Origin of the sequence: Prosthecobacter sp. (genome assembly GCF_020439865.1) — a bacterium.
Lineage (GTDB): Bacteria > Verrucomicrobiota > Verrucomicrobiia > Verrucomicrobiales > Verrucomicrobiaceae > Prosthecobacter.
In genome coordinates, this window is the sequence record NZ_JAGRPF010000210.1 from 1 (window position 1) to 22,465 (window position 22,465).

Annotated in this window: 17 protein-coding genes; 12 read left to right on the top strand and 5 right to left on the bottom strand. The window is 59.8% G+C overall.

All coding sequences use genetic code 11. From position 1 onward, the window contains the following. Positions 1-82 precede the first annotated feature (82 nt). The 4 genes from KDL09_RS22405 to mnmE all read right to left on the bottom strand — a co-directional run bounded on the left by KDL09_RS22405 (position 83) and on the right by mnmE (position 4,672). Positions 83-958, bottom strand: coding sequence for a protein-disulfide reductase DsbD domain-containing protein (locus KDL09_RS22405; RefSeq protein ID WP_294390156.1), 876 nt, complete (start codon positions 956-958; stop codon positions 83-85). Positions 959-962: 4 nt separating this feature from the next. Continuing rightward, positions 963-2,327, bottom strand: coding sequence for an asparagine--tRNA ligase (gene asnS, locus KDL09_RS22410; RefSeq protein ID WP_294390159.1), 1,365 nt, complete (start codon positions 2,325-2,327; stop codon positions 963-965). A gap of 50 nt (positions 2,328-2,377) precedes the next feature. After that, entirely contained in the window at positions 2,378-3,262 is an 885-nt protein-coding gene (locus tag KDL09_RS22415; RefSeq protein ID WP_294390162.1) for a TIM barrel protein, read from the bottom strand. A gap of 66 nt (positions 3,263-3,328) precedes the next feature. Next, entirely contained in the window at positions 3,329-4,672 is a 1,344-nt protein-coding gene (mnmE, locus tag KDL09_RS22420; RefSeq protein ID WP_294390166.1) for a tRNA uridine-5-carboxymethylaminomethyl(34) synthesis GTPase MnmE, read from the bottom strand. 143 nt (positions 4,673-4,815) lie between these two features. Between mnmE and KDL09_RS22425 the strand changes: the two genes are divergently transcribed. From KDL09_RS22425 to KDL09_RS22450, 6 genes are all read left to right on the top strand, one after another. After that, the gene (locus KDL09_RS22425; protein ID WP_294390169.1) at positions 4,816-6,285 is read left to right on the top strand and encodes an MraY family glycosyltransferase; all 1,470 of its coding nucleotides are present in this window, start codon (positions 4,816-4,818) and stop codon (positions 6,283-6,285) included. Next, a complete protein-coding gene (locus KDL09_RS22430; protein ID WP_294390172.1) occupies positions 6,282-8,795 on the top strand; it encodes an O-antigen ligase family protein in 2,514 nt (837 codons plus the stop codon). Before KDL09_RS22425 ends, KDL09_RS22430 begins: the two co-directional genes overlap by 4 nt. A 125-nt stretch (positions 8,796-8,920) precedes the next feature. Next, positions 8,921-10,276, top strand: a complete 1,356-nt coding sequence (locus KDL09_RS22435) for a sigma-54 dependent transcriptional regulator (protein ID WP_294390174.1) — start codon at positions 8,921-8,923, stop codon at positions 10,274-10,276. Between the two features lie 154 nt (positions 10,277-10,430). After that, a complete protein-coding gene (locus KDL09_RS22440) occupies positions 10,431-10,793 on the top strand; it encodes a hypothetical protein (protein WP_294390176.1) in 363 nt (120 codons plus the stop codon). Next, on the top strand, positions 10,790-11,635 hold the full coding sequence (locus tag KDL09_RS22445; protein ID WP_294390179.1) for a ferredoxin family protein: 846 nt from the start codon (positions 10,790-10,792) through the stop codon (positions 11,633-11,635). The genes KDL09_RS22440 and KDL09_RS22445 overlap by 4 nt, the downstream gene beginning before the upstream one ends. 474 nt (positions 11,636-12,109) lie before the next feature. Beyond that, positions 12,110-14,785 carry an HAD-IC family P-type ATPase gene (locus KDL09_RS22450; RefSeq protein ID WP_294390183.1) on the top strand — a complete coding sequence of 892 codons (2,676 nt, stop codon included), beginning with the start codon at positions 12,110-12,112 and terminating at the stop codon, positions 14,783-14,785. 19 nt (positions 14,786-14,804) lie between these two features. Here KDL09_RS22450 and KDL09_RS22455 read toward each other — a convergent pair whose 3' ends face one another. After that, positions 14,805-15,752 carry a manganese-dependent inorganic pyrophosphatase gene (locus tag KDL09_RS22455; RefSeq protein WP_294390186.1) on the bottom strand — a complete coding sequence of 316 codons (948 nt, stop codon included), beginning with the start codon at positions 15,750-15,752 and terminating at the stop codon, positions 14,805-14,807. 160 nt (positions 15,753-15,912) lie between these two features. Between KDL09_RS22455 and KDL09_RS22460 the strand changes: the two genes are divergently transcribed. The 6 genes from KDL09_RS22460 (at position 15,913) to KDL09_RS22485 (ending at position 22,455) form a co-directional block, all read left to right on the top strand. Further along, positions 15,913-16,191, top strand: coding sequence for a DUF2934 domain-containing protein (locus tag KDL09_RS22460; RefSeq protein ID WP_294390189.1), 279 nt, complete (start codon positions 15,913-15,915; stop codon positions 16,189-16,191). Positions 16,192-16,226: 35 nt separating this feature from the next. Further along, positions 16,227-17,147: a universal stress protein gene (locus KDL09_RS22465; RefSeq protein ID WP_294390193.1), complete on the top strand. Its 921-nt coding sequence runs from the start codon at positions 16,227-16,229 to the stop codon at positions 17,145-17,147. A gap of 28 nt (positions 17,148-17,175) precedes the next feature. Continuing rightward, positions 17,176-18,765, top strand: coding sequence for an L-lactate permease (locus tag KDL09_RS22470; RefSeq protein WP_294390197.1), 1,590 nt, complete (start codon positions 17,176-17,178; stop codon positions 18,763-18,765). 15 nt (positions 18,766-18,780) lie between these two features. Continuing rightward, positions 18,781-19,782, top strand: a complete 1,002-nt coding sequence (locus tag KDL09_RS22475) for a 2-hydroxyacid dehydrogenase (RefSeq protein ID WP_294390199.1) — start codon at positions 18,781-18,783, stop codon at positions 19,780-19,782. A gap of 32 nt (positions 19,783-19,814) precedes the next feature. Next, complete coding sequence (locus KDL09_RS22480) at positions 19,815-20,735, top strand: universal stress protein (protein WP_294390203.1); 921 nt, start codon at positions 19,815-19,817, stop codon at positions 20,733-20,735. A gap of 184 nt (positions 20,736-20,919) precedes the next feature. Beyond that, on the top strand, positions 20,920-22,455 hold the full coding sequence (locus tag KDL09_RS22485) for a trehalase family glycosidase (RefSeq protein WP_294390208.1): 1,536 nt from the start codon (positions 20,920-20,922) through the stop codon (positions 22,453-22,455). The last annotated feature ends 10 nt before the right edge of the window (positions 22,456-22,465 follow it).

Genomic DNA, 22,465 nt, shown 5'->3' on the forward strand with positions numbered 1-22,465 from the left:
AAGCACTGGATGTACTGGCTCGCGAAGAAATTCTTCTTCAACGACTTCGGCGTGTATCAGAACTTGAAGGCCAAGTAATCGGTCAGCGTTCGATCTTCGGCGCGATCTTCAAGCAGCGCAGTTCACCTCCCTGCAACCAGCCGTCATCGTTGCGCACGATGGCCACCAAGGTCTTCGGCGGCTTGTTACCGAGATAGGCATCCGCCTTGATCAAAGTGATGGCGAGGCTGCCGTCGTCGTGGCGCTGGATCGTTTGCGGTTTGTCGCTGTCGAACCAGCCGTCTTCGGTGAAGACGATGATCTTGTCGGCTTCACGCTGGCTTTTGCTGACGCGAGCTTCGGCGGAGGCGGGTCTGAGAGAAAGCGTGATCGTTTCCCCCTTCTCACTGGCAGTGGCGCTCCACGCGTCGCTGGTGCGTTCGGCATGGGCACGCTCCTGATCCAGCAGCTTGTGCCACTTGCTGTTCAACTCGGCGGTTTCGGCAACGGGAAGCATGAGAGTGAGTTCCATCGAACCGGGATGACAGGTGTTGCCGCAGCACATCCACGAGGCCTTGCCGCCAATCAGGACCTGCTCGCCGATTTTCAAGTTCGACGGCGGTGTGATCTCCGTGCGCAGCATCACATCTCGATCAAAACCCTGCGCCTTGATCTTGAACATCAGCGTGCGTTCGGGCTCTGGATAGACAAGCTCGCCCGCTTTCCAGCCCCGAGGCAGATCCCATTTCATCTGCGTCGGCACCCCGACGATGCCGGGAAAACGCCAGTAGGTATGATAACCGCGGTCGTGTTCGATATAGAGCCCCACGGTGAACGGCTTGCCAGGAACGACAGCGGTTTGCTCGGAGACGAGCTGGAGTTTGAGCCCTGTCTGAGCCTTCGCCACCAAGGGCAAAACGCACAGAGCGAGGAGAACCAACCGCCAGGGACGGAGCGAAAAATGCGAACGATGAACCATGACCTTAATACGCAGCATTCCCCGGGGTGCGCGCAAAGGGAATCACATCGCGGATGTTGGGAACTCCTGTGACAAACATGAGCAAACGCTCGAAGCCGAGGCCGTAGCCGGCATGCGGCACGCTGCCGTAGCGGCGAAGATCGGCATACCAGGCGTAGTTCGCTGGATCGAGACCGTGATGCGCCATCAGCGACTCCAGCACATCGAGACGCTCCTCACGCTGGCTGCCGCCGACGATTTCGCCAATACCGGGAACAAGCAGATCCATCGCTGCGGCGGTTTTGCCGTCGTCGTTCTGGCGCATGTAGAAGGGTTTGATGGTCTTCGGATAGTTATAGATCGTCACAGGGCCTTTGACGTGCTCCTCAGCGAGGAAGCGTTCGTGCTCGGTCTGCAACCCTTCACCCCAGGCGACCGGATTTTCGAAGCTACGGCCGGACTTGAGCAGAATGTCCACCGCGTCCGTGTAACTGATGCGCTCAAAGGGTTTGGCGAGCGTCTGCTGAAGGCGGGCGACGAGTCCTTTGTCGATGAACTTGTTGAAGAACTCGAGTTCGTCCGGGCATTCATCAAACATCGCCTGCACGAGGTAGCGCACGTTTTCCTCGGCCAGTGTCATGTCGGCAAAGAGATCGTAGAAGGCCATCTCGGGCTCGATCATCCAGAACTCGGCGGCGTGGCGCGTGGTGTTGCTGTTCTCGGCGCGGAAGGTGGGTCCGAAGGTGTAAATGTTGCCCAGCGCACATGCAAACGCCTCGCCCTGAAGCTGACCGCTCACCGTGAGGTAGGTCGGACGGCCGAAGAAGTCCTGCTCGGGCTTCGTCGGCGTGTTTGGCTTCAAGGTCGTGACCTGAAACATCTCCCCTGCCCCTTCGCAGTCGCTGCTGGTGATGATCGGCGTGTGGACGTAAAAGAAGCCGCGCTCCTGGAAGAAGCGATGAATCGCGAAGGCCATCTTGCTGCGCACACGGAAAACACTGCCGAACAGATTCGTGCGTGGACGTAGATGCGCGATGGTGCGGAGGAACTCGGGTGTGTGACCTTTCTTTTGCAGCGGATAGGTCGCATCAGCCTCGCCAACGATGCGCAGTTCCTTCGCCTGCATCTCCCACTTCTGCCCCGCCGCCGGCGACGCGATCAAATCGCCGCTCACTTCCACGGACGCTCCAGTCAAAATGCGAGGCAGCAACTCGGCGGAAGGCAGATTGGCATCGACTACCACCTGCAGGCCCTTGAAGCAGGAACCATCGGTGACTTCGAGAAAGGAACAGGCCTTCGAGTCACGCTTCGTGCGCACCCAGCCGCGGGCGATGATGTCGGAACGGGGAGATTCGGAACGAAGGAGGGTTTGAATGGTGTCGAGGGACATGCGCGAAAAGCTACAACGAGCAAGCGCTGCATCAAGCGGCCCCGAGCATTTTAAACATCACACACCATCGCGGCATGACGCAGCGCGAGGATGGGATCGTCCCAGGTGGGGATGAATTCGTGGGCGATGAAGTCGTGATAGCCGATTTCGAGGAGGGCCTGCATGACGGCGGGGTAATTGATCTCCTGGTGCTCGTCGAGCTCGCAGCGGCCGGGATTGCCGGCGGTGTGGATGTGGCCGATGTAGTCCTTGTGGATGCGCAGGCGGCGGATGATGTCGCCGTTCATGATGCTGACGTGGTAGATGTCGAAGAGCAGCTTGAAGTTCGGGCTGCCCATCTGCTTGATCAGGTCGACACAGAAGTCCACGTCGTCACCGAAGTAGCCGGGGTGGCCTTTCATTGGATGGGAGCTGTCGCGGGAGTTCAGATGCTCAAGGACCAGCGTGATGCCTTTCTTCTGGGCCAGCGGAAGCACTTCCTTCCAGGTGTTGAGGCAGTTTTGAATCGCCTTGTCGCGATCCATGCCGTCGAACTTCATGCCGGTGAAAGTGATGACCTTCTTGCAGCCGACATCGGCGGCGATGTTGATGGAGTCGGTGAGCTTGGTGACAACCTCATCATGGAACTCCGGATTGCACGGTCCCTTGGCGAAACCGTGACTGCCGACGAGCGAGATGTCGAGTCCGAGCTTCTTCACGTCCGGGTAGAGCTTGGAATCGATGCCCTCCATGCCGACGAGGCCGATTGCCTTGCAGTTCTTGGCCAGTTCGAGCATGTCCATCGGCTTGAAGCACCAGCCCATGACGGTGTGCTTGATCCCGTGGTTTTTGATAACGTAGGCCGGATCAGCAGCGGCTTTGGCAATCGTCTGGGCGCTGAGGCGCGAAGCGGCGGTCGCAGCTAGCGCGGTCGTGAGGAAGTGGCGGCGGTTCATGGTCGGAGTTTCAAGTTTAAGGTTTATCGTTTCAAGTTGAGCCGTGAGAGAGAACGTCGAGCAGGCTCACTTTCCTATGCAGAACGTGGAGAAGATGACGTCTAGGATGCGCTCGACATCGACTTGGCCAATGACATCGCCGAGGGCCTGAAGAGCCTCGCGGATTTCGAGAGCGATGAATTCGGGGGCTTCATTGCGTTCGAGTGCAGCACGTGCGGCGCGAAGTCGCTCCGCACTGCGCTCGAAGGCGGCCTTGTGGCGGGCGTTGATGGCGATCGGATGGTCGGCGGCCAGCGGTCCGGCGTGCGCGATGACCTCGCGGATGGCATCTCGCAGCGGTTCGATCCCTTCCCCATTCAGGCAGGAGAGCGGAATGGCCTTCGGTTCGGCAGACCAACTCGGATGGATGCCGAGGTCGGCTTTGTTGAGGACGAGGATGCGACGGGAGGCGAGTTCGGGCGACAGCGTGAGGCGGGCAGGATTGCGAGGACTGCTTCCGTCGACGACTTCGATGACGAGATCGGCGCGGTCGAGTTCGCGTTCGGTGCGCTGGATGCCGACGCGCTCGATGTCGTCGCTCGACTCTCTCAGACCAGCCGTATCGACGAGGCGTAGCGGGATGCCGTGAACCTGGATGATTTCCTCGATGGTGTCGCGCGTCGTGCCCGCCGTGGGACTGACGATGGCGCGCTCGAAACCGAGGAGAACGTTGAGCAGGCTGCTCTTGCCGACGTTTGGTGCGCCGGAAATGACGGTGCGCGCGCCATGACGAAGAATGCGACCCTGCTCGGAGGTAGCGATGAGTTTTTGCGCACGCTCGATCACGGAATCGATGCGTTTGAGCAAATCGGCACCGGTTTCGGGCGAGATGTCTTCCTCTGGAAAATCGATGTAGGCCTCGATGTGGGCGAGCACGGGGATGATTTCCTGCTGCATGGCCTGCGCCTCGCGGCCGATGGCGCCACCGAGCTGTTCGTTGGCGGCACGGAGGGCGAGTGTGCTTTGCGCGTGAATAAGATCCATCACCGCCTCGGCCTGCGTGAGGTCCATTTTCCCGTTCAGGAACGCACGCTGAGTGAATTCACCGGGCTCCGCTGAACGAGCCCCGCAGGCGAGCAGACGCTCCAACACCCGCTGAGTGACGAGAACGCCACCATGGCCGTGGAATTCGATCACGTCCTCGCCCGTGTAACTCGCCGGACCTTTGAAATGCAGCAGCAGGCCATGATCGATGGGACCACCCGCAGAATCGATGGCTGACACGAGATGCGCGAAACGAGGTGTCAGTTTGAGAGGCAGCTTGAACGCCTGCGCAGCGATTCTCAGCGCCTGCGGCCCGGACATGCGAACAACACTGATCGCAGCTTCCCCCATGGAGGTGGAGATGGCGGCAATGGTGTCGTTAAGCATCGGCGATGGTGAAAGCGACGGGAGGAAAGTGCAAGAAATGATCTAACGGGATGCAAGCCACGAGTTCTTGTATCCTGAAGTCTTGAACCTTGTCTTAGCAACGCTTATGCTCACGATCTCTCCAACCGTTCCACCCATCACGCATGATCGATTCCGCCCCCCCAAACACCTACATGGGACCATGGGTCCCACGAAGTGTCTCGTGGGTGGAGATGGCGTGTTACTTTGGAGGCGCCATGCTGGTGGCTGCATTGGGAGCGTGGTGGATTCTGAAACGCGGTGGCACCATTGGCTTGGATGAACCTGACACACGCCGCAAACTTCACGACAAGGCCGTTTCCCGCCTCGGCGGCGCCCCTATTTTCGTGGCAGTCGGACTGGCCTCACTGGTGGCCGGCTACATTGGCGGACTTGGCTGGACCCGCTGGCTGCCGGTGGCTCTGTGCAATGCCCTGATCTTCAGCGTCGGCTTCGTGGATGACTTAAAGCCTTTGGGAGCCAAGGTGAAACTTGTCGGCCAGATCGGCACGGCACTCATTTTATACGCTTTGGGAGTTTCGATCGACACCTTGAGCAATCCCTTTGGCGAGGGAAGCCTGGCTCTGGGATGGTGGAGCCTGCCCCTGACCCTGATATGGCTCGTGAGCATCCCCAATATTGTGAATTTGATCGATGGCATGGACGGGCTGGCGGGAGGTTTTGGCTTGTTTCTATGCCTGACGCTGGCGTTTCTCGGCTTTTACAGCGGCCAGCCCGATGTGCTCGTGGTTTCGCTGGCAATGGCTGGAGCACTCGCAGGTTTCTTGATCTTCAACCTGCCACCGGCCCGGATATTTCTGGGAGATGGAGGGGCTTATCTGATCGGTTTCTTCGTCGCTTCAGTCTCTCTGTTCACCTCCAACAAAGGTTCGGTCATCGGCGCTCTGCTGGTGATCATTATTGCCCTGGGTGTTCCGATTTTGGACACCCTGTTTGCGATTGTCCGCCGGGGGATTCGCGGAGTTTCGATTTTCAATGCGGACGCCGAACACATTCACCATCGGCTCATCCTGCTCGGCTACAGCAAAAGCCAAGCCCTTGGCGCCATGTATGCAGTCTGTCTGGTCCTGAGTCTTGTTGGTTTAAGCATCCTCATGACCAAGGGGATTGCTCTTCCTGTCGTTGGAGCGTTTTTATTTTTGCTGGCCTTGGGGGCCGCCCGCTATCTGGGGTATGTGCGAAGCTGGTCGAATTTCCGCGCTCAATTCAACGAAGTCATGGAGCGACGACGGAAGCGTGAGTTCTTCGCCGCCTATGGCCGTGTTCTGGACTTCGAAGTCGAACGCTGCGAGAACTTGGAGAGCTTTGCGCAGCTGTTTCATCACGGCTTGGAGCGTATGGGGCTCGGGGTTGAAGCGCATGCCAACAGCAATCCTGAGAGCCTCAGGTTGTCCAAAGGGAGCAACTACACAATCTTCCATCCAAACGATGACACAGAACCCGGCGAGTGGCGTCTTCGTCTGGATGTTCTTGTTCCGGTCCTCGAACGTTGCGTGGAAAAGTGGGGAAACGTTCCTCCCCTAGTCGTTCAGGACAAACCCTCATCACCCGCCGAGTCAGCAATCAAGGCATGAAACTCACCCCCGATCCCTCCTTCGGCGCGTCGGAGAAGCCCCCCTTGCTCGCCGGTGACACCGACTACGACGGAACCATGTTACATCCGCCGTTGGATGAGAGCCAGAACCCCGAAGACTCGGAAGATGACGGCTCAAGGGCTTCCGGGAGCAGTTACGAACTTCCTGGCCCGGCCTGGCAGGGGTATGTTTTTTCCTCCCTGCCAATTCTGATATGTTTGTTCGGAGCCGGGCGCGAGGCATGGTCCAAAGGCGTAGCCGCCGTCATTCTGGGCGCTGCCATACTGCTCTTTCCACCGCAGAGGAAGCTCCCTTCGTTGATCATTTGGTCTTTTCTGGCCGCCGTCCTCGCTCCACTCCTGAGTTTCTTGCCAGCTCAATGGATCCACTTGCCGGAGTGGCGAACACATCTTTCTCAAGATTGGGGTGTCGCGCTGTCGGACACCGTGACCCCACAGGCGTCTGTCACTCTTGAGGCCTGGATGTTGTTTGCCCTCTGTGCCACCTGGCTCTTTTGGTGCCTCTGCCGTGGATTCTCCAATGAGCAAAGACGCGCAATGCTCTACAGCTTGAGCACAGGCGGTGTCATTCTAAGCCTGCTCTCTCTAATCGACTCGTTCAGCGCCTTGAAGATTTCGTGGTGGCCAAGAAGTCAGGAATGGGGAGCAGGATTTGGCCCCTTCGCCAACCGAAACCATATCAGCAGCATGGCAGCGATTGCATGCGTCCTTTGTGCGGCATGCGCCTATGATGCACATCGGCGGAAATCGCGGTCGTGGATCCTGTTCACCTGCGGATTCTTCATCCCTGCAATTTGCATTTTCTCAAATACTTCACGTGCTGGAGTAGCTCTCCTGTTCTTGGGAATCACCGCATGGCTGGGCGCATCCGCCATGGGCCGGGGCTTCTTCAAAAAGATGGTCGTCACCACTTCGCTTGTTTTGATCATCTCCACGCTTCTGGTGATCTCATCAGGAGGAGTCGGTTCCCGACTTAGCGAACAAGGAGCCGGCAAAATGGTTTCCCTGGAAGGCCGTGGCGACATTTATTTGAAGACACTCGAAATGATTTCACAAACTCCTTGGTTGGGTTGTGGACTGGGAAACTTCGACGCCATCTTCCCCCAGTTTGCGGGTGTCTATAATCTTCGTGAACGCCCCATTCATCCTGAGAGCGACCTGCTCTGGCTGCTCACAGAAGGCGGATTGCTGACGGTCCTGCCTTGTCTCCTTGCTTGCATCTGGATTTTCAGAGCCACCGGGCCATGGTTCAAAAGCACTAAGCGGCGACGTTCCGGGCGAGACGACAAACGCCTTCGAAATTCTGCGGCCATTGCATTTTTTCTCACGGTCATTCACGGATTGTTTGACGTTCCTCTTCATGGACTTGGGTATTTCTCCATGGCCGCCCTGCTGGCAGGCATTGCTCTGAGGCCACGCCGCCTGCCTTTGCCCGCGGGCAATGCACTTCCAATTATCACCCGCCTGACCGGGATCGCATTCATTGCTCTTGGGATCGCATGGCTGTCGATTTCCCAGGGGGGTCTTGCTCTTCCCGGAAGCAGCACAGCTTCGTTTCTCCGAGGCAGGGCCAACCAGCTGACGGATTCAGGATCTTACGCAGACGCCCTCCCCCTGTTTGACGAAGCAATCCGTCAGGCCCCGATGGACTACCGCCTCTATCATGAACGCGCCAAGGTCCGCCTCTATCTTCAACAGCCAGTCAACGAAGCCCTTGCAGACTTTTCACGCTCACGAGCCCTCGAACCAAACGATACTGAAACCTGCTTCAAAGAAGGAGTTGTTTGGCTCAACTATCGCCCCGAATACGCTATTGTTCCGTGGCGTGAGATCATGCTTCGATGGCCGGGCTACTATTACAGCACCCTGCTAAACTACGCTGAGAGCCATCCAGAATTGAAGGAACCGCTATGGAGTCTGGCCAGCACAATCGATCTAAAGTTGCAGGTCCTTGGTCGAGCCCAGACACGCGAAGATTTTGAGCGTGCGCTCCGCAACATCTTGGTTTCCCCATCCAGCCTCGACAACGTGGAACCAGCCCAGCGGGAAAGCATTTTCAATCTTTGGTATCAGCATGGCGACCAGGCGGCCCTGATCTCGACGTTAGAGACGAACAAGAAGTGGCGGGCGGATGGATGGCGCATTCTGGCCGAGCATTATGCACGAAATTCTGAGTTCGAACGTGCCTGCCAGACGGCGATACCCTACCTCCCGTCGATCGTTCGAACAGCTCCGGGCACCAGCACGGACATCCCAACCTTGGAGCGTGCGCTTCTCTACAATCCAACCGATGTCAGAAGAGTCATCGATTTGTTTCAGGCACAGAAGACATCGGGCGACATTGACGGTGCCCTGAGAACGCTTGAAAAAATCGCTACCATGCCAAATGCCCCGGCCTACGTCCGTCAGGAGATCGCCGCGTTGTACATGGCGAAACGAGACTTCCGTCGAGCTTGGGAATACTTACGTGAGGCAATGCAGAAGCGGTAGAAAGTGGGGGCGGAGCACAGGTTCCAACGCCTATTCTCTTTTTTGAGAATCGGGGATTGACGCAATCCTGCGAAACGTTTAGCTTATTTAACAATCAACTGTGCCTCTCATTTCCCCAAAACAATATGGCTAAACTAGTAATCATAGACGACGAAGCCGCAATTCTGGAACTCATGACCAAGCTGTGTAAAGCGGCTGGGCATCAGGTTTTTGGCTGCACCACCGGTATCGACGGCATCGCCGCCATCCGCTCCAATCAGCCAGACCTCGTCATTGTCGACCTTCGCATTGGCGATGTGAACGGTCTCGATCTAGTCAGCATGTGTCGGGACCAGTTTCCCAACACGGCAGTCATCATGGTCACCGGCCATGGCAGTGTTGAAACCGCCGTCGAGGCCATGCGCCTCGGCGCTTTCGATTACCTGACCAAGCCGTTCGATCTTGGAGATCTGATCAAAACCGTGAATCAGGCGCTTCAGCGCAATGGCACTGCAACCACAACGCCGACCGTCGCCCCGAGCGCGGTTTTGCGTTCTGCCGCATCTTCGAAACTCATCGGCCACAGCGATGCCCTGCAGCGGATTTTTGACATCGTCCGCCGCGTGGCCAACAACGACAGCCCGGTTCTCCTCGAAGGCGAATTTGGGGTGGGCAAGCACATGGTCGCTCGGGCGTTGCATGAGGCAAGCCGCCGGAGCACCTCGCCTTTCAAAGAACTGCAGTGCAGCGCCATGCCTGAAGATGTCCTCGAAACCGAACTTTTCGGACAGTCCGCCATCTTCAACCGTGTTGCCGGTGGCACGATCCATCTGGCGGAGGTCAATCAGCTCCCGACACGCATTCAGGCCCAATTGAACACGTTTCTGGACGAGGCGCAGTCGCGGAAAGGCTGGGGCAATGGCGCCGGAGCCTCCGATTTCCGCCTGGTTGTCTCCAGCACCGTTTCCCTCGAAGATGCTGTGAGGGCGGGCAAATTCCGCGAAGACCTCTACTACAAGCTCTCCGTGGTTCCGTTGAAGATCCCACCGCTTCGCGACCGCCGTGAGGACGTCCGCCCGCTGGTGGAGCACTTCCTCAAAGATCTTGCCGACCGCACGGATTCGAAGCCCAAGACGATTGAAGCCAACGCCGTCGAGTTTCTCGAAAAGTACAACTGGCCCGGCAACGTCAGTGAACTGCGCAACGCCATTGAACGGGCCTGTGCCTTCGCAGAAAACGACCGCGTGCGTCCTTCCGATCTTCCCACCAAGGTCACGCAGCAAATTGAGATTCCCACGCCATCCACCAGCGAAGGAATCACGAAACTCCCCATTGGCTCGACGCTCGATGACTTTATCAAGGGCCAGGAACGTGCGTTCATCCAAGAGACGCTGAAGTACAACAGTGGCTCCCGCGAAAAGACCGCCAGCATGCTCGGAGTCTCCATTGCCACGCTCTATCGCAAGATGGGCCTCAATGTGGAACGCAAAACGACGACCTAGGCGGAAGGTTCTCAATTCAGCCCTGCTCAACCACAAAGCCGACCCCACGTCGGCTTTGTGCGCGTAAGGATTTCGCCATTCACTGTTTTCCAGAGAGTTGCGAACAGCGCCACCCACGCGCAAACTAGCGGCAAACCACCCAACGCGCCAACTTTTGAGCACACCCGCCACCATCCTCTACTGCCGCTGCGCCTACGCCCAAGTCGTCCCAACCGGGGTGAAAAACGAAGTGCTGCAAAGGCTTTGTGACTCCGAGGCCAGCTTCGAGACTGTTTCCGATCTATGTGAGATGGCCGCACACCGGGATCCACGGCTCAAGGCCATCGCGACCTGCGGGAAACTGCGCATTGCCGCGTGCTATCCTCGTGCTGTGAAAGGATTGTTCCAGCAGACAGGTTCTCCCCTGCCCGCCGACACCGAAATCCTCAACATGCGAACCCAGACAGCGCAAGAAATCACTACTGCGCTGCTTTCTGAATCCAGCGTCCCTCAACCCGTTTCCAGCGCCGATTCATGATCACCCACACCCACCGCCCGCTTCGTGTCGTCCTCTACGAAGGCAGCGGCAGCATCCAACTCCCTGCCGAATCCCGGGCCAAGGTCATGATGGCCCTGCTCGACAAAGGCTACACCGTCACCCGCAGCGGTCTCGGGGCCAGTGCCATGCCCCACGACGACCGCAGCCTGCTTGTGCTGGGTGTGTTTGAAGGCAAGGCCCCGGCTCTTGAGGATGTCACCGGCCAGATCAGCATCGACACCCGCGACATCACAGGTCTTGAACCCGACGCCATTGTTTCACTGGTCGAAAAGAGCCGCGGTGACAAGCCTATGAACGAGCCCGGCAAATGGAAGCCTTGGTTCCCTGTCATCGACTACTCACGCTGCACCAACTGCATGCAGTGCCTCTCGTTCTGCCTCTTCGACGTCTATGGCGTCAGCGAAGACAACAAGATCCAAGTGCAGAACAATGACAACTGCAAGACGAACTGCCCGGCCTGCTCGCGCGTCTGCCCGGAAGTCGCCATCATGTTCCCCAAGTATCAGGCGGGGCCGATCAATGGGGATGAAATCAACGAAGCCGAGGCAGGACGCGAAAAGATCAAGGTGGACATCTCCTCCCTCCTCGGTGGTGACATCTACTCTGCCCTCAAAGACCGCAGTGCTGCGGCCAAATCCCGTTTTAGCAAGGAACGCAGTCCCGACAAGGCGCTGGATGAGAGGAAGAAATGCCTCACCAAACTCGTGGGCGACGGGTTCATTCCCGCCGACGTCCTCGCCAGTCTGCCCAGCACTGAGGAGATCCTGAAAAAAGCCGAGATTGCCAAGGCGAAAGCTGCGGCCGCACTCGCGGCGCAGTAAGCTGAAGTACCCCTGAGAAAGTCCGACCTTCTTTACAGCGCTGGGCCGTCCGCACCCCAGTGCAAAGGTTCCGGCTCAGCCCCGTTTTCGGTGCCATCCCAATGCAAGTGACCGTCCGGTCTCACGCATGGGGGCAATTCATGAGGATGGTACAGGGATCGAACGCCACACATCTGGCAGTGGCCGAGGTGAGCGCTCCGTAGTATGGATTCGTTCACAAGCACGCGCAGGCACCGGGAGGTGTCCCTCCAAGGGCAGGCCAAGGAGCATTCCAAGTTGGTGGCGTGCTGGCTCATGACGGCAGGACAGTCACCTCTGTTTGAACGATGCTGTCCACTTGCAGTAACACGTACGTGTGTGTAGCAGCTTCCATTATAGGCAAACTGGTCTCCAGTCCCCGTATTTTGCTCCCAAAGCGATATGGCTCATGAATTGACGTGGGCGTTCGAATGAGATTCCTGTAGGGTGACACGCATGTCGGCGCCCCCTCATCTCCACTGGCATACGAAAGATGCCCAAACGGTGCTTCTGGCGCTTGGTGCCGATGAACGCGGGGGCTTGAGTGCGGCCGAGGCGGCGGCACGGCTCCAACAGCACGGCCCGAACGAGCTCCCTGAAGACAAGCACAAGCCGATGTGGAAGGTGTTTGCGTCACAATTCGCGAGTCCTTTGATCTACATCCTCTTCGTCGCCGCCGTGATTTCCTTTGCCATGGGCCACGCGAGTGATGCGGTCGTGATCCTGGTGGTGGTTCTGATCAATGCGCTCATCGGTGCCGTGCAGGAGGGACGCGCCGAGCATTCGATGACAGCACTGCGCAAGCTCTCGGCCCTCAGACTGCGCGTGGTGCGGGATGGCTCGGAATCGATCATCGAAGCACGGGAACTGGTGCCGGGGGACATTCTTCTTCTCGGGGCTGGAGATCAGGTGGGGGCGGATGCACGGCTGCTGGAAGCGGTCGCCCTCGAGGCCACCGAGGCCGCGCTCACGGGGGAATCGTTGCCCGTTTTAAAACATACCGAGGTGGTTCCGGAAGACGCCGGACTGGGTGACCGCAGAAACATGATCTATTCCGGCACGCATCTCACGGCGGGGCGAGGTCGTGCTGTGGTCGTGGCCACAGGCCTGCAGTCGGAGGTGGGGAAAATCGCCCGCCTTACCGCCACGGCGGAGGAGCCCAAGACGCCGCTGGAAGTCCGCCTGAAGCAGTTTGGGAACTGGCTGGTGATCGCATCCGTCGTGTTGTTTGCCCTGATTCTTTCCTTCGGACTGCTGCGCGGCATCCCTTTCGGGCTGATCTTCATGGTCGCCATCAGCCAGATGGTTTCCATGGTGCCCGAGGGTCTGCCCGTGGCCATGACCATCGCGCTAGCGGTGGGCATGCAGCGGATGGCACGCCGAGGAGCGATCGTCCGGCGTCTCGCAGCCGTGGAAACACTCGGCTCCACCAGCGTCATCTGCAGCGATAAAACGGGGACGCTCACCAAAAACGAAATGACCGTCACCACGCTGCTGCTGCCGGACGGCCGACGCATCGAGGCCACAGGGGCGGGCTATTCCCCGGAGGGCAAACTGCTCGCTGATGGCAAGGAGATCACCGCTGACCACGATGGCGCAATGATGCACCTGCTGGAAGCCATCACGCTCTGCAATGATGCGAATCTGGTGCCTCCCAATGTGGAAATCAATCACTGGCGTCCTTTGGGAGATCCCACCGAGGCGGCTCTGCTCACGGTTGCATTGAAAGGCTGCGTGGAGCCCGAAGCCCTGCGTCATCAGTGGCCACGACGTGCCGAGATCCCCTTCGATTCCGGCGCGAAAATGATGGCCACCCAGCACGGTCATGGCGGGAAGTGCCGGGTGATCTTCAAGGGAGCACCCGAAAAACTGCTCGATTTGTGTGATCCCAAAACACTCAACCTCACGCAAACACGCCAAAAGTCCGACGAACTCGCCGCGCAGGCCCTGCGTGTGCTCGCGGTCGCCGAGATAAACGATGTTGCGCTCGATGAGGAGGCGGGCTTTGAACCTTGGCGCGGCAAGCTGCGTTTTCTCGGTTTGCTTGGACAGATGGATCCGCCGCGGGATGAGGCCAGGAAGGCAGTGGCCGAATGTCTTGCGGCAGGCATCCGCCCCGTGATGGTCACTGGCGATCACAAGGCCACAGGGCTCGCGATCGCCACCACACTGGGCATCGCCCGTGACGGAGACCTCGCCGTGGATGGGAACGAACTCGAACTCATGCCTGAGCAGGATCTGCGAGCCAGTCTCGATCAAATCTCTGTCTTTGCCCGGGTTCATCCGGCGCAGAAGCTGCGCATCGTCGAGGCGTTTCAATCGCAGCGGCAGGTCGTCGCCATGACAGGTGACGGAGTGAACGATGCACCGGCGCTCGCAGCAGCGGACGTCGGTGTGGCCATGGGAATCACCGGAACCGAGGTGGCCAAAGGCGCGGCCAAGATCGTCGTCACCGACGACAATTTCGCTACGATCGTCAAAGCCGTCGAGGAAGGGCGGCTTGTGTATCAGAACCTCAAAAAGGTGATTCTCTACCTGCTGGCCACGTCCATGGCGGAGGTGCTGGTGCTGCTGGGAGCCTTGCTTGCCGGACTGCCTCTGCCGCTTGTGGCCGTTCAGATCCTTTGGATCAACATCGTCACCGAGGGCACCGTCACCGTGAACCTCATCATGGAGCCGTTGGAGGGCGATGAGATGCGGCGCAAGCCCAACCGCCTTGGCGAATCGCTCCTCAGTCGTGACCTCATGCGCCGCGTTCTGCTTATGACGCCCACCATGGTTGCCTCCACGCTGGGCTTTTTTATCTGGCGCCTGTCCACCGGCGTACCGTATGAACTCGTGCAGTCGGAGACCTTCACCGTCCTAGCCGTCTGCCAGTGGTTCAACGTGCTGAACTGCCGCAGCGCCACCCACACGGCCTTGAGCCTGGACATCTTCAAGAACTACTGGCTGCTTGGCGGTCTGGTGCTGGGTAACCTGCTGCACCTCGCCGTCATCTACACCGACACCCTCAACCACATCTTCCACACCGTCCCCATCCCCCTCGCTGACTTCTTCCTCATCGGTCTCGTCGCCAGTTCAGTGCTATGGGTGGAAGAACTCCGTAAATGGCTGGCGCGGAGGCGAAGATGAGGGCGCGTGCGGTTTGTCTTCACGCAGCCGCTGTTTTTACAGCGGCAAAGGCCGTCTCCAGCACGGGCACGATCTGCTTCTTCCGCGACATGCAGCCTTCGAGAAACGCGCCTTCATCGCTGAGAGTGGTGTGAAAGGCCTGCGCCACCAGATCGCGGTCTTCGCCCACCACCCAGAGGTGGCTGCCTCTGCGGCTGATGTCGGTGCCGATGAGGAGCACGAGCCGGAGATGTTGTTCGGCGCGCACCTCGTCCATGGCTGCGAGCAGTTCCGCGCGTCTTTGCGCAAGCGGTCGCGCATCCGGCACCTCCACCTGGCCGATGCCGACGCGGTGGCCGGAGAAGTTGAATGCTTTGAAGTCGGCCTCGATCAAATCACGCGCCGAGCGTGTGGCGATGTCTCCACGCGCAGCCATGAGTTCGGCGCCAAACTCGCTCACATCCACGCCTGCGAGCGCGGCCAGCTTCGGGGCCATGCGGCGGTCTTTGTTGGAGGTGGTGGGAGAGGCGAGTGCGAGGGTGTCGGATAAAATGGCCGCCAGCAGCGCTCCGGCGATGGCGGGCGGCGGCTTGATGTCATTCAGGAAAAACTGCTCCGCGATGAGTGTGGCGGTCGCGCCGACGGGTTCGCAGTGAAAGGTGATGGGACTCGGGATTTGCAGGTCGCCGATGCGGTGATGCTCCCACACTTCCAGCACCGTGCCGTGGCGGATGTCGTCGAGAGCTTGAGCAACCTCGTTGTGATCCACGAGAATCAGCCGCTGTCCCGTGGCACTCGTCAGCAGATCCGGCTCCGGTAGTGAGAAGCGCTCCAGCACATGCCGCGTCTCGCTGTTGAGGTTCCCTGCTCTCGCGGGCCGCACTTCAGCATCTCCCAGTGCGTTGCGCAGAAAGGCGTAGCCAATGGCCGAGCAGATCGAGTCGGTGTCCGGGTTCTTGTGGCCGATGACGTGGATGGGCTCCTCCATGCCTCATGAGAATCCACAACGGTTGCATTTCCAAGCCTTTTGGCGGCACGCGAATGTGCGTTTCTTGCGCTGCATTGGCCTGCTCATGTGCTTCTTGAGTTGAACGCCGGGCGCTGGCGTATGCACCTTGAGTGAGGCTGCTTCCTCACCCTCCACCCACATGAGCGACACCATGAAAACAGCCAAGAAAACCAGCTCTGCGTCCAAGGCCGCGTCAAAGACTGTTGCCGCGAAGAGTGCCAAGTCAGCGAAGAAAAAGACCAACCCCGCCAAGCCTGTGCGCAAACGCACGAAAGCGGATGCCCCTGCCCCGCCGCCAGAGATCACCGAAGAGGAGATCGCCACCTGCGCCTATCTTATCTATGTCAGCGAGGGCTGCCCTGCCGGACGCGACCAAGAGCACTGGCTGGCGGCTGAGGCTCGATTGAAGAACCGGTGACGATCCTTTCCCAAACATTGAGATGCATCCCTGCCATGAGCACTAACCCTGACCATCCCATGAACCCGTCAAAGTCATCCATCTTCAGCCACATCCTGGCTCCGGTGGATTTCTCCAAACCTTGCCTGCACGGCCTTGCGGCGGCCGTGAGCCTCGCCAGACGCAGCGGGGCAAAGCTCACTCTGCTGCATGTGGTCAAGCATCTGCCGCATGGCTCGCATGTGGTGCTGGATGCCGCCGGCCTCCGGCAGGACTTGCTGCGGGAAGCCCGCGAAAAGCTCGCGGAGTTTGTGGCGACCCATGTGCCGGAGGATGTGCCAGCGGAGCGTGTGGTGAAAGAGGGCAAGGCCTTCGATGTCATTGTGCGGGAGGCCGGAAAGCGGGGCTGTGATCTCATCGTGACGGCCACGCACGGCTACACCGGGCTGGCGCATGTCCTCATCGGCAGCACGGCGGAGCGCATCGTGCAGCACGCGGCGTGTCCCGTGCTGGTGGTGCGTGGACGCGGTGAATCCCATGGCGACGAGCTGGCGCCGCGCTGGATTCTGGTGCCCACCGATTTCTCGGAGAACTCGCGTAAGGCCTTCCCGCTGGCATCGGCACTGGCCGCCGAGTTCGGCGCGAAAATCATCCTGGCACATGTGAAGCCCGGCCTTCCGATGACCGGCGAGATCCCGCTGAACTTTACGCAGCAGCAGATCGATACCATGCATGCACAGGCGGAGACGCGGCTGCGGAAGTTCCGCTCCGAGCACTTCAGCGAGGAGATGGAGACCACCACGCTTGTGCTCGAAGGCGAGGCCCATCAGCGCCTGGTGAAAGCCATCGCTTCAGACGAACCCGGCCTCATCGTCATGGCCACTCACGGTCATACCGGCTGGGAACACGCGCTCATCGGCAGCACGGCGGAGCGTGTGGTGCGCCATGCCGCGTGCTCGGTGCTTGTCGTGCGCTGAGTCCGCCATGCCTCGGAGCCCCTGACCGATGAACACCGCCGATCTCCTGTGCGCTGCCGGGCCGATTTTTTTGCTCATCTTCCTGATGACGAAAAAAACGCCGATGCCTTCGGCCAAGGCATTGCCGCTCGCCGCAGCGGTGACTTATGGCGTGCAGCTTGCCTGGTTTGGCGCGGACATCACGCAGGTCCATGCCTCCGTGATCGCGGGATTGCTGGTGGCCTTGACACCCATCCTGATCGTCTGGGGTGCGATCTTTTTCTTCCGCACCATGGAGCACTGCGGTGCGCTGGAGACCCTCCGCGCGTGGCTGAACCATTTGTCACGCAATCGTGTGGCTCAGGTGGTCATCATCGGCTGGTCGTTTCAGTTTCTCATCGAGGGAGCCAGCGGCTTCGGCACGCCTGCGGCCCTGGCGGCACCATTGCTGGTCGGTCTCGGATTTCCGGCCCTGCGGGTGGCGATGGCCTGCCTCATTCTGAACAGCGTGCCGGTTTCCTTTGGCGCGGTGGGCACGCCAACATGGTTCGGCTTTGCGACGCTCGGTCTGAGCGCGGAGGAGTTTGGCGCCCTGGCGTGGAAGACGGCGCTCGTGCATGGCGCCGCCGCCTGCGTGGTGCCGGTGCTGGCCTTTCGCCTGCTGCTCACCGGGCAGGAGATCCGCAGCAATGCGCTCTTCGTCGCCCTGGCCATCGGCGCCAGCGTGCTGCCCATGCTGCTGCTGGCGCGGTTTGATGATGAATTTCCCGCCGTGGCTGGTGGACTGGTCGGACTGCTCCTCACCGTCTGGCTGGCGCGACATCATGTCGGCCTCACGCGTGAAGGCGATGCCGCATCCGCCGCCACAGCACCTGCCGGACGTGCCGTGGTGAAGGCGCTCTTCCCGCTCTGGGGCACGGTGCTGGTGCTGCTGATCACACGCATCCCCCAGCTCGGCCTGCGTGATCTGCTCACCTCCACGGCACATGCCTGGCCGGCGTCACTCGGCTCACTGGGCCGCTTTTCCATCAGCGCCTCACTCGTGCTCGATCTGCGTGGCATCCTCGGCACGGAGGAAAGCTGGACCCATCAGGTGCTCTATGTGCCGTCGCTCATTCCCTTCATCCTGATCTCGGTGGTGACGTGGCGTGTCCTCGCCGCACCTGTAGGCACAGCGGGAAAAGTGTGGCGCGAATCCGTCGCACGCATGCGCCATCCGCTGCCTGCGCTGCTCGGTGCCCTGGTGTTTGTGCGTCTGATGATGGTCGGGGGTGAAGGCTCGCCCGTCATGCTCATCGGCAGCACACTCGCCGAGGCCACGGGTGCCTGGTGGCCTTATCTCGCGGCCTATCTCGGGGCGCTCGGCTCCTTCTTCGCCGGTTCATGCACCATTTCAAACCTCACCTTCGGCCCCATTCAGGACGCCATCGCGGCACAACGCGGCTTTGACCGCACCACACTGCTGGCGCTGCAATCCGTCGGCGGAGCCATGGGAAACATGGTCGCCATTCACAACATCGTCGCCGTGTGCTCAGTCCTCGGCCTGCGCGATGTCGAAGGCGACATCCTGCGCAAAACCGTCGCGCCGATGCTCATTTACGGTTTCATGGCCGCCTTGTTCGCGGCCGTCTTCCTTTAGCTTTTTCCTCTCCCCATGAAAACCATCTCCTTTTACGACACCAAGCCCTACGATCGCGACTACATGCTCGCCGCCGCAGGTGCGGCGGAGCTCACGTGGCGCTTCCACGAGTTCCGCCTCACTGCGGAGACCGCCGCCACCGCCGCTGGCAGTGACGCCGTGTGCGTCTTCGTGAATGACAAGCTCGACCGGGACTGCCTCCAGCAGCTCGCAGCCAATGGCGTGCGCCATGCCGCGCTGCGCTGTGCCGGGTTTAACCAGGTGGACCTCGCCGCAGCCAAAGAGTTCGGCATCGCCATCACCCGCGTGCCTGCGTATTCACCGCACGCCGTGGCCGAGCACAGCGTGGCGCTGCTGCTCACGCTGAACCGCAAGATCCACCGTGCGCACAACCGTGTGCGCGAGTTCAATTTCTCACTCGCCGGCCTCGTCGGCTTTGATCTGCATGGCAAGACCGTCGGCATCATCGGCACCGGCAAAATCGGGCGCTGCACCGCCCAGATCTTTCGCGGCTTTGGCTGCCATGTCCTGGCCTATGATCCCGCGCCCAGCGTGGAATGGGGCTCCGAGAATCAGATCGGCTACAGCAGCCTCGACGACGTGCTCGCGCAGTCAGACATCCTCAGCCTGCACCTGCCGCTGACGAAGGACACCCATCATCTGCTGAACGGGCGCAGCCTCGCCCAGATGAAGCGCGGCGCCTATCTCGTGAACACCAGCCGTGGCAAGCTCGTGGACACCACCGCCCTGATCGAGGTGCTGAAAAACGGCCACCTCGGCGGCGTGGCGCTGGATGTGTATGAGGAGGAGGAAGGCATCTTCTTTGAAGACCACTCCGAGCACGGCCTGCTGGAGGACGATGAACTCAGCCGCCTGCTCAGCTTCCCCAACGTCCTCGTCACCTCCCACCAAGCCTTCTTGACCAAAGAAGCCCTCGATGAAATCGCCCGCGTCACAGTGACCAACCTGCGCCACCACATGACAGAACAACCCTTCCTCGACAGTTCGGTGCTGTGAGTTTTTCCCAATCAACTGACCTCAATCCTACCATGAACACAAAACCAAAACTCATTCTTGCCGCCGTGGATTTTTCCACAGGCTCACGCAACGCCCTGGAGCATGCTGCCCGCCTTGCAGCACATCATGGGGCGAAGCTGCATGTGCTGCACATCATCGACTCAATGGCCCTTTCGATGCTGGCCGAAAAGCGCCGAGAGCCATTTGAATCAGCCGTAAGCCATGCGCTGGTCAGCGGCCGCAAGTCACTGGCCGAATGGTTGGGTCACTCCAATCTGCCAGCAGGCTATGAGGTGACGCTGGCCGTCGGAGCGCCACTTCATGAGATATTGGAGCATGTGAAGAACCTACGGGCGGATCTGCTGGTGGCTGGTGTCGCGGGCGCGGGGGGGCATGGCGACGGCGCGGGCTCCGTGGCGGCCAAACTTGCCCGCAAATGCGTTGTGGACGTACTGCTGGTGCGCACGGGGCATTCGCAGACCTTTAGCAGGATCATAGCCGCTTTGGACTTCTCGGTTCACTCGGCCCACGTAGCAGCTGCAGCCTACGCTATGGCCGCTGCCAACGGCACGGAGGCGGTGGTGGACTTGTTGCATGTGTGGACGGACCCTGGCTCGATGCTACCAGCGATAGGAGTCTTTGGCGAATCCGGCCTGAGTCTTGCTCAAGCTCCACTGCAGCCGCGTGAGGAACTTCTACAAAGCGTCAGAACGAGCCTTCACAGCCATGCCGAGGACGCTCCGGCCGGCCTGCGAGTGAACGAAGTGGCGGTAGAGCATCGCAAAGCCGGCGAAGGCATTGCAGAACATGCCCGCGCTTCGGGAGCCGAGCTCGTCGTCATCGGCGCCTTGGGCCGCACAAATTTGCGCTACCTGCTCCTGGGCTCCACTGCCGAGCGGCTGCTTGCCCGCGTAACCTGCTCCGTGCTGGTCGTAAAACCGGCGGCAGAATGACACAAGGTCCTGCAATCCTGCATAAACCTCAATATTTTGCGGAACCAGTGCCTCGTCGCCAGCGCAGTGCTTTGGGTGGAGGAGATCCGAAAGTGGCTCGCACGTCATCGTAGTTCCGTTTGTTGATCACTCTCCGGGAGAATCAATCGTTGCGCATGCAGAGCTGGGGCGGGACATTGACCGCATGGCGATTCTTGGTTCAACTCCCCTGCCACGTGAAAAAATCAACGCCCTGCAGCTCTATGTGAGCAACATGTGGCCGAAACTGACGCGCAACACCCGGGATGCCATGGAGGCGGTGCATGACTGCAAACTGGAGGCGCAAACGGGAAAACGACGTTGGCCTCTCTATGTCTCTGCCAGTGAAGACGCACGCCGCGTGCGCGAGCGTCTCCGCAAAACGCTGGCGCCTGAATTCTTCCAGCAGATCGACATCCGCGCGCTGAGCGGCGCGCCGGAACAGATCACCGAACACGGTCTGGTTTACCTGCCTGGGCGCTATGTGGTGCCGGGCGGACGCTTCAACGAAATGTACGGCTGGGACAGCTACTTCATCGCCAAAGGCCTCCTCTGTGAAGGCCGCGTTGGTCTGGCGCAGTCGATCGCGGATCTGCAACTCTACCAGGTGAAGCATTACGGCACAGTGTTGAACTGCAACCGCACCTACTGCCTGACGCGTTCGCATCCGCCCTTCCTCGGTCGCCTCGTTTTGTCTGTGTATGAGGCCACGGGAGATCTCGAGTGGCTGGGCAACGCCCTGCCCTATGTCGAGCGCTATCACGCCTACTGGTGCAGTCTGCCACAGTTCCTGCCGGGCATTGAGCTTTCACGCTACCATGCGCTCGGTGACGGCCCCGCCCCTGAAGCGTTTCATGGTGAGGTTGATGCCGCCGGTCGCAATCACTATGACCGTCTGTTGGAGTGGCTGCGCCTGCACATGGACGCACACCCGGGTCTCGATCAGTTCCTTGATCCAACCACAGACAACCTGACACTCGCGGCTTACAAGGACGACCGCACGGTTCGCGAGTCGGGTTTTGACCTCACAGGACGCTTCGGCCCCTGTGGCATGGGCATCCGGGATTTTGCGCCAGTCTGCCTGAACACGCTGATCTGGCAGTTGGAAAAAGACATCGCCCACATTCGACGGCTGCTGGACTCCGCGCCGAGCACCATCGAGCGGTGGGAACGGCATGCGAACGAACGAGCCGAACGCATGCAACGCCTGCTCTGGGACGAAAAGACAGGTCTCTTCCTCGACTGGCAGCTCAGCAGGCAACAGCGCCGGGCCTATCCTTTTGCCACGACGTTCTGGCCGCTTTGGGCGGGCTGGGCCACCCCCGAACAGGCGGCACGGGTCGTCGAAAACCTCCCGCTGTTTGAAACCTCCCACGGTCTCCTCACCAGCACCACCACCACCGGATGCCAGTGGGATGCACCCTACATGTGGGCTCCTCTGGTGATCATGGCGGTCGAAGGTTTGTATCGCTACGGGTTCAAGGCGGAAGCAGCCCGCATCTCCCATCGCTTTCTCACCACGCTCTCCGTCGATTTCGAACGGACTGGCCAGTTGTTTGAGAAATACAATGCGCTGACCGGCACCTCGGATGTCGATGGTGAGATCACGTTCGGCTATGCCACTAATGAACCGGGTTTCGGCTGGACGAATGCCGTGGTTTGCATGCTCACGCGATGTGGCGCTGGCAAATGCTCATTGTAATGGGATTGGA

Bases quoted from the DNA above. Each gene is read 5' to 3' on its own strand.
- KDL09_RS22405 (WP_294390156.1), bottom strand. From the start codon at position 958: ATGGTTCATCGTTCGCATTTTTCGCTCCGTCCCTGGCGGTTGGTTCTC.
- asnS (WP_294390159.1), bottom strand. From the start codon at position 2,327: ATGTCCCTCGACACCATTCAAACCCTCCTTCGTTCCGAATCTCCCCGT.
- KDL09_RS22415 (WP_294390162.1), bottom strand. From the start codon at position 3,262: ATGAACCGCCGCCACTTCCTCACGACCGCGCTAGCTGCGACCGCCGCT.
- mnmE (WP_294390166.1), bottom strand. From the start codon at position 4,672: ATGCTTAACGACACCATTGCCGCCATCTCCACCTCCATGGGGGAAGCT.
- KDL09_RS22425 (WP_294390169.1), top strand. From the start codon at position 4,816: ATGATCGATTCCGCCCCCCCAAACACCTACATGGGACCATGGGTCCCA.
- KDL09_RS22430 (WP_294390172.1), top strand. From the start codon at position 6,282: ATGAAACTCACCCCCGATCCCTCCTTCGGCGCGTCGGAGAAGCCCCCC.
- KDL09_RS22435 (WP_294390174.1), top strand. From the start codon at position 8,921: ATGGCTAAACTAGTAATCATAGACGACGAAGCCGCAATTCTGGAACTC.
- KDL09_RS22445 (WP_294390179.1), top strand. From the start codon at position 10,790: ATGATCACCCACACCCACCGCCCGCTTCGTGTCGTCCTCTACGAAGGC.
- KDL09_RS22450 (WP_294390183.1), top strand. From the start codon at position 12,110: ATGTCGGCGCCCCCTCATCTCCACTGGCATACGAAAGATGCCCAAACG.
- KDL09_RS22455 (WP_294390186.1), bottom strand. From the start codon at position 15,752: ATGGAGGAGCCCATCCACGTCATCGGCCACAAGAACCCGGACACCGAC.
- KDL09_RS22460 (WP_294390189.1), top strand. From the start codon at position 15,913: ATGAGCGACACCATGAAAACAGCCAAGAAAACCAGCTCTGCGTCCAAG.
- KDL09_RS22465 (WP_294390193.1), top strand. From the start codon at position 16,227: ATGAGCACTAACCCTGACCATCCCATGAACCCGTCAAAGTCATCCATC.
- KDL09_RS22470 (WP_294390197.1), top strand. From the start codon at position 17,176: ATGAACACCGCCGATCTCCTGTGCGCTGCCGGGCCGATTTTTTTGCTC.
- KDL09_RS22475 (WP_294390199.1), top strand. From the start codon at position 18,781: ATGAAAACCATCTCCTTTTACGACACCAAGCCCTACGATCGCGACTAC.
- KDL09_RS22480 (WP_294390203.1), top strand. From the start codon at position 19,815: ATGAACACAAAACCAAAACTCATTCTTGCCGCCGTGGATTTTTCCACA.
- KDL09_RS22485 (WP_294390208.1), top strand. From the start codon at position 20,920: ATGGCGATTCTTGGTTCAACTCCCCTGCCACGTGAAAAAATCAACGCC.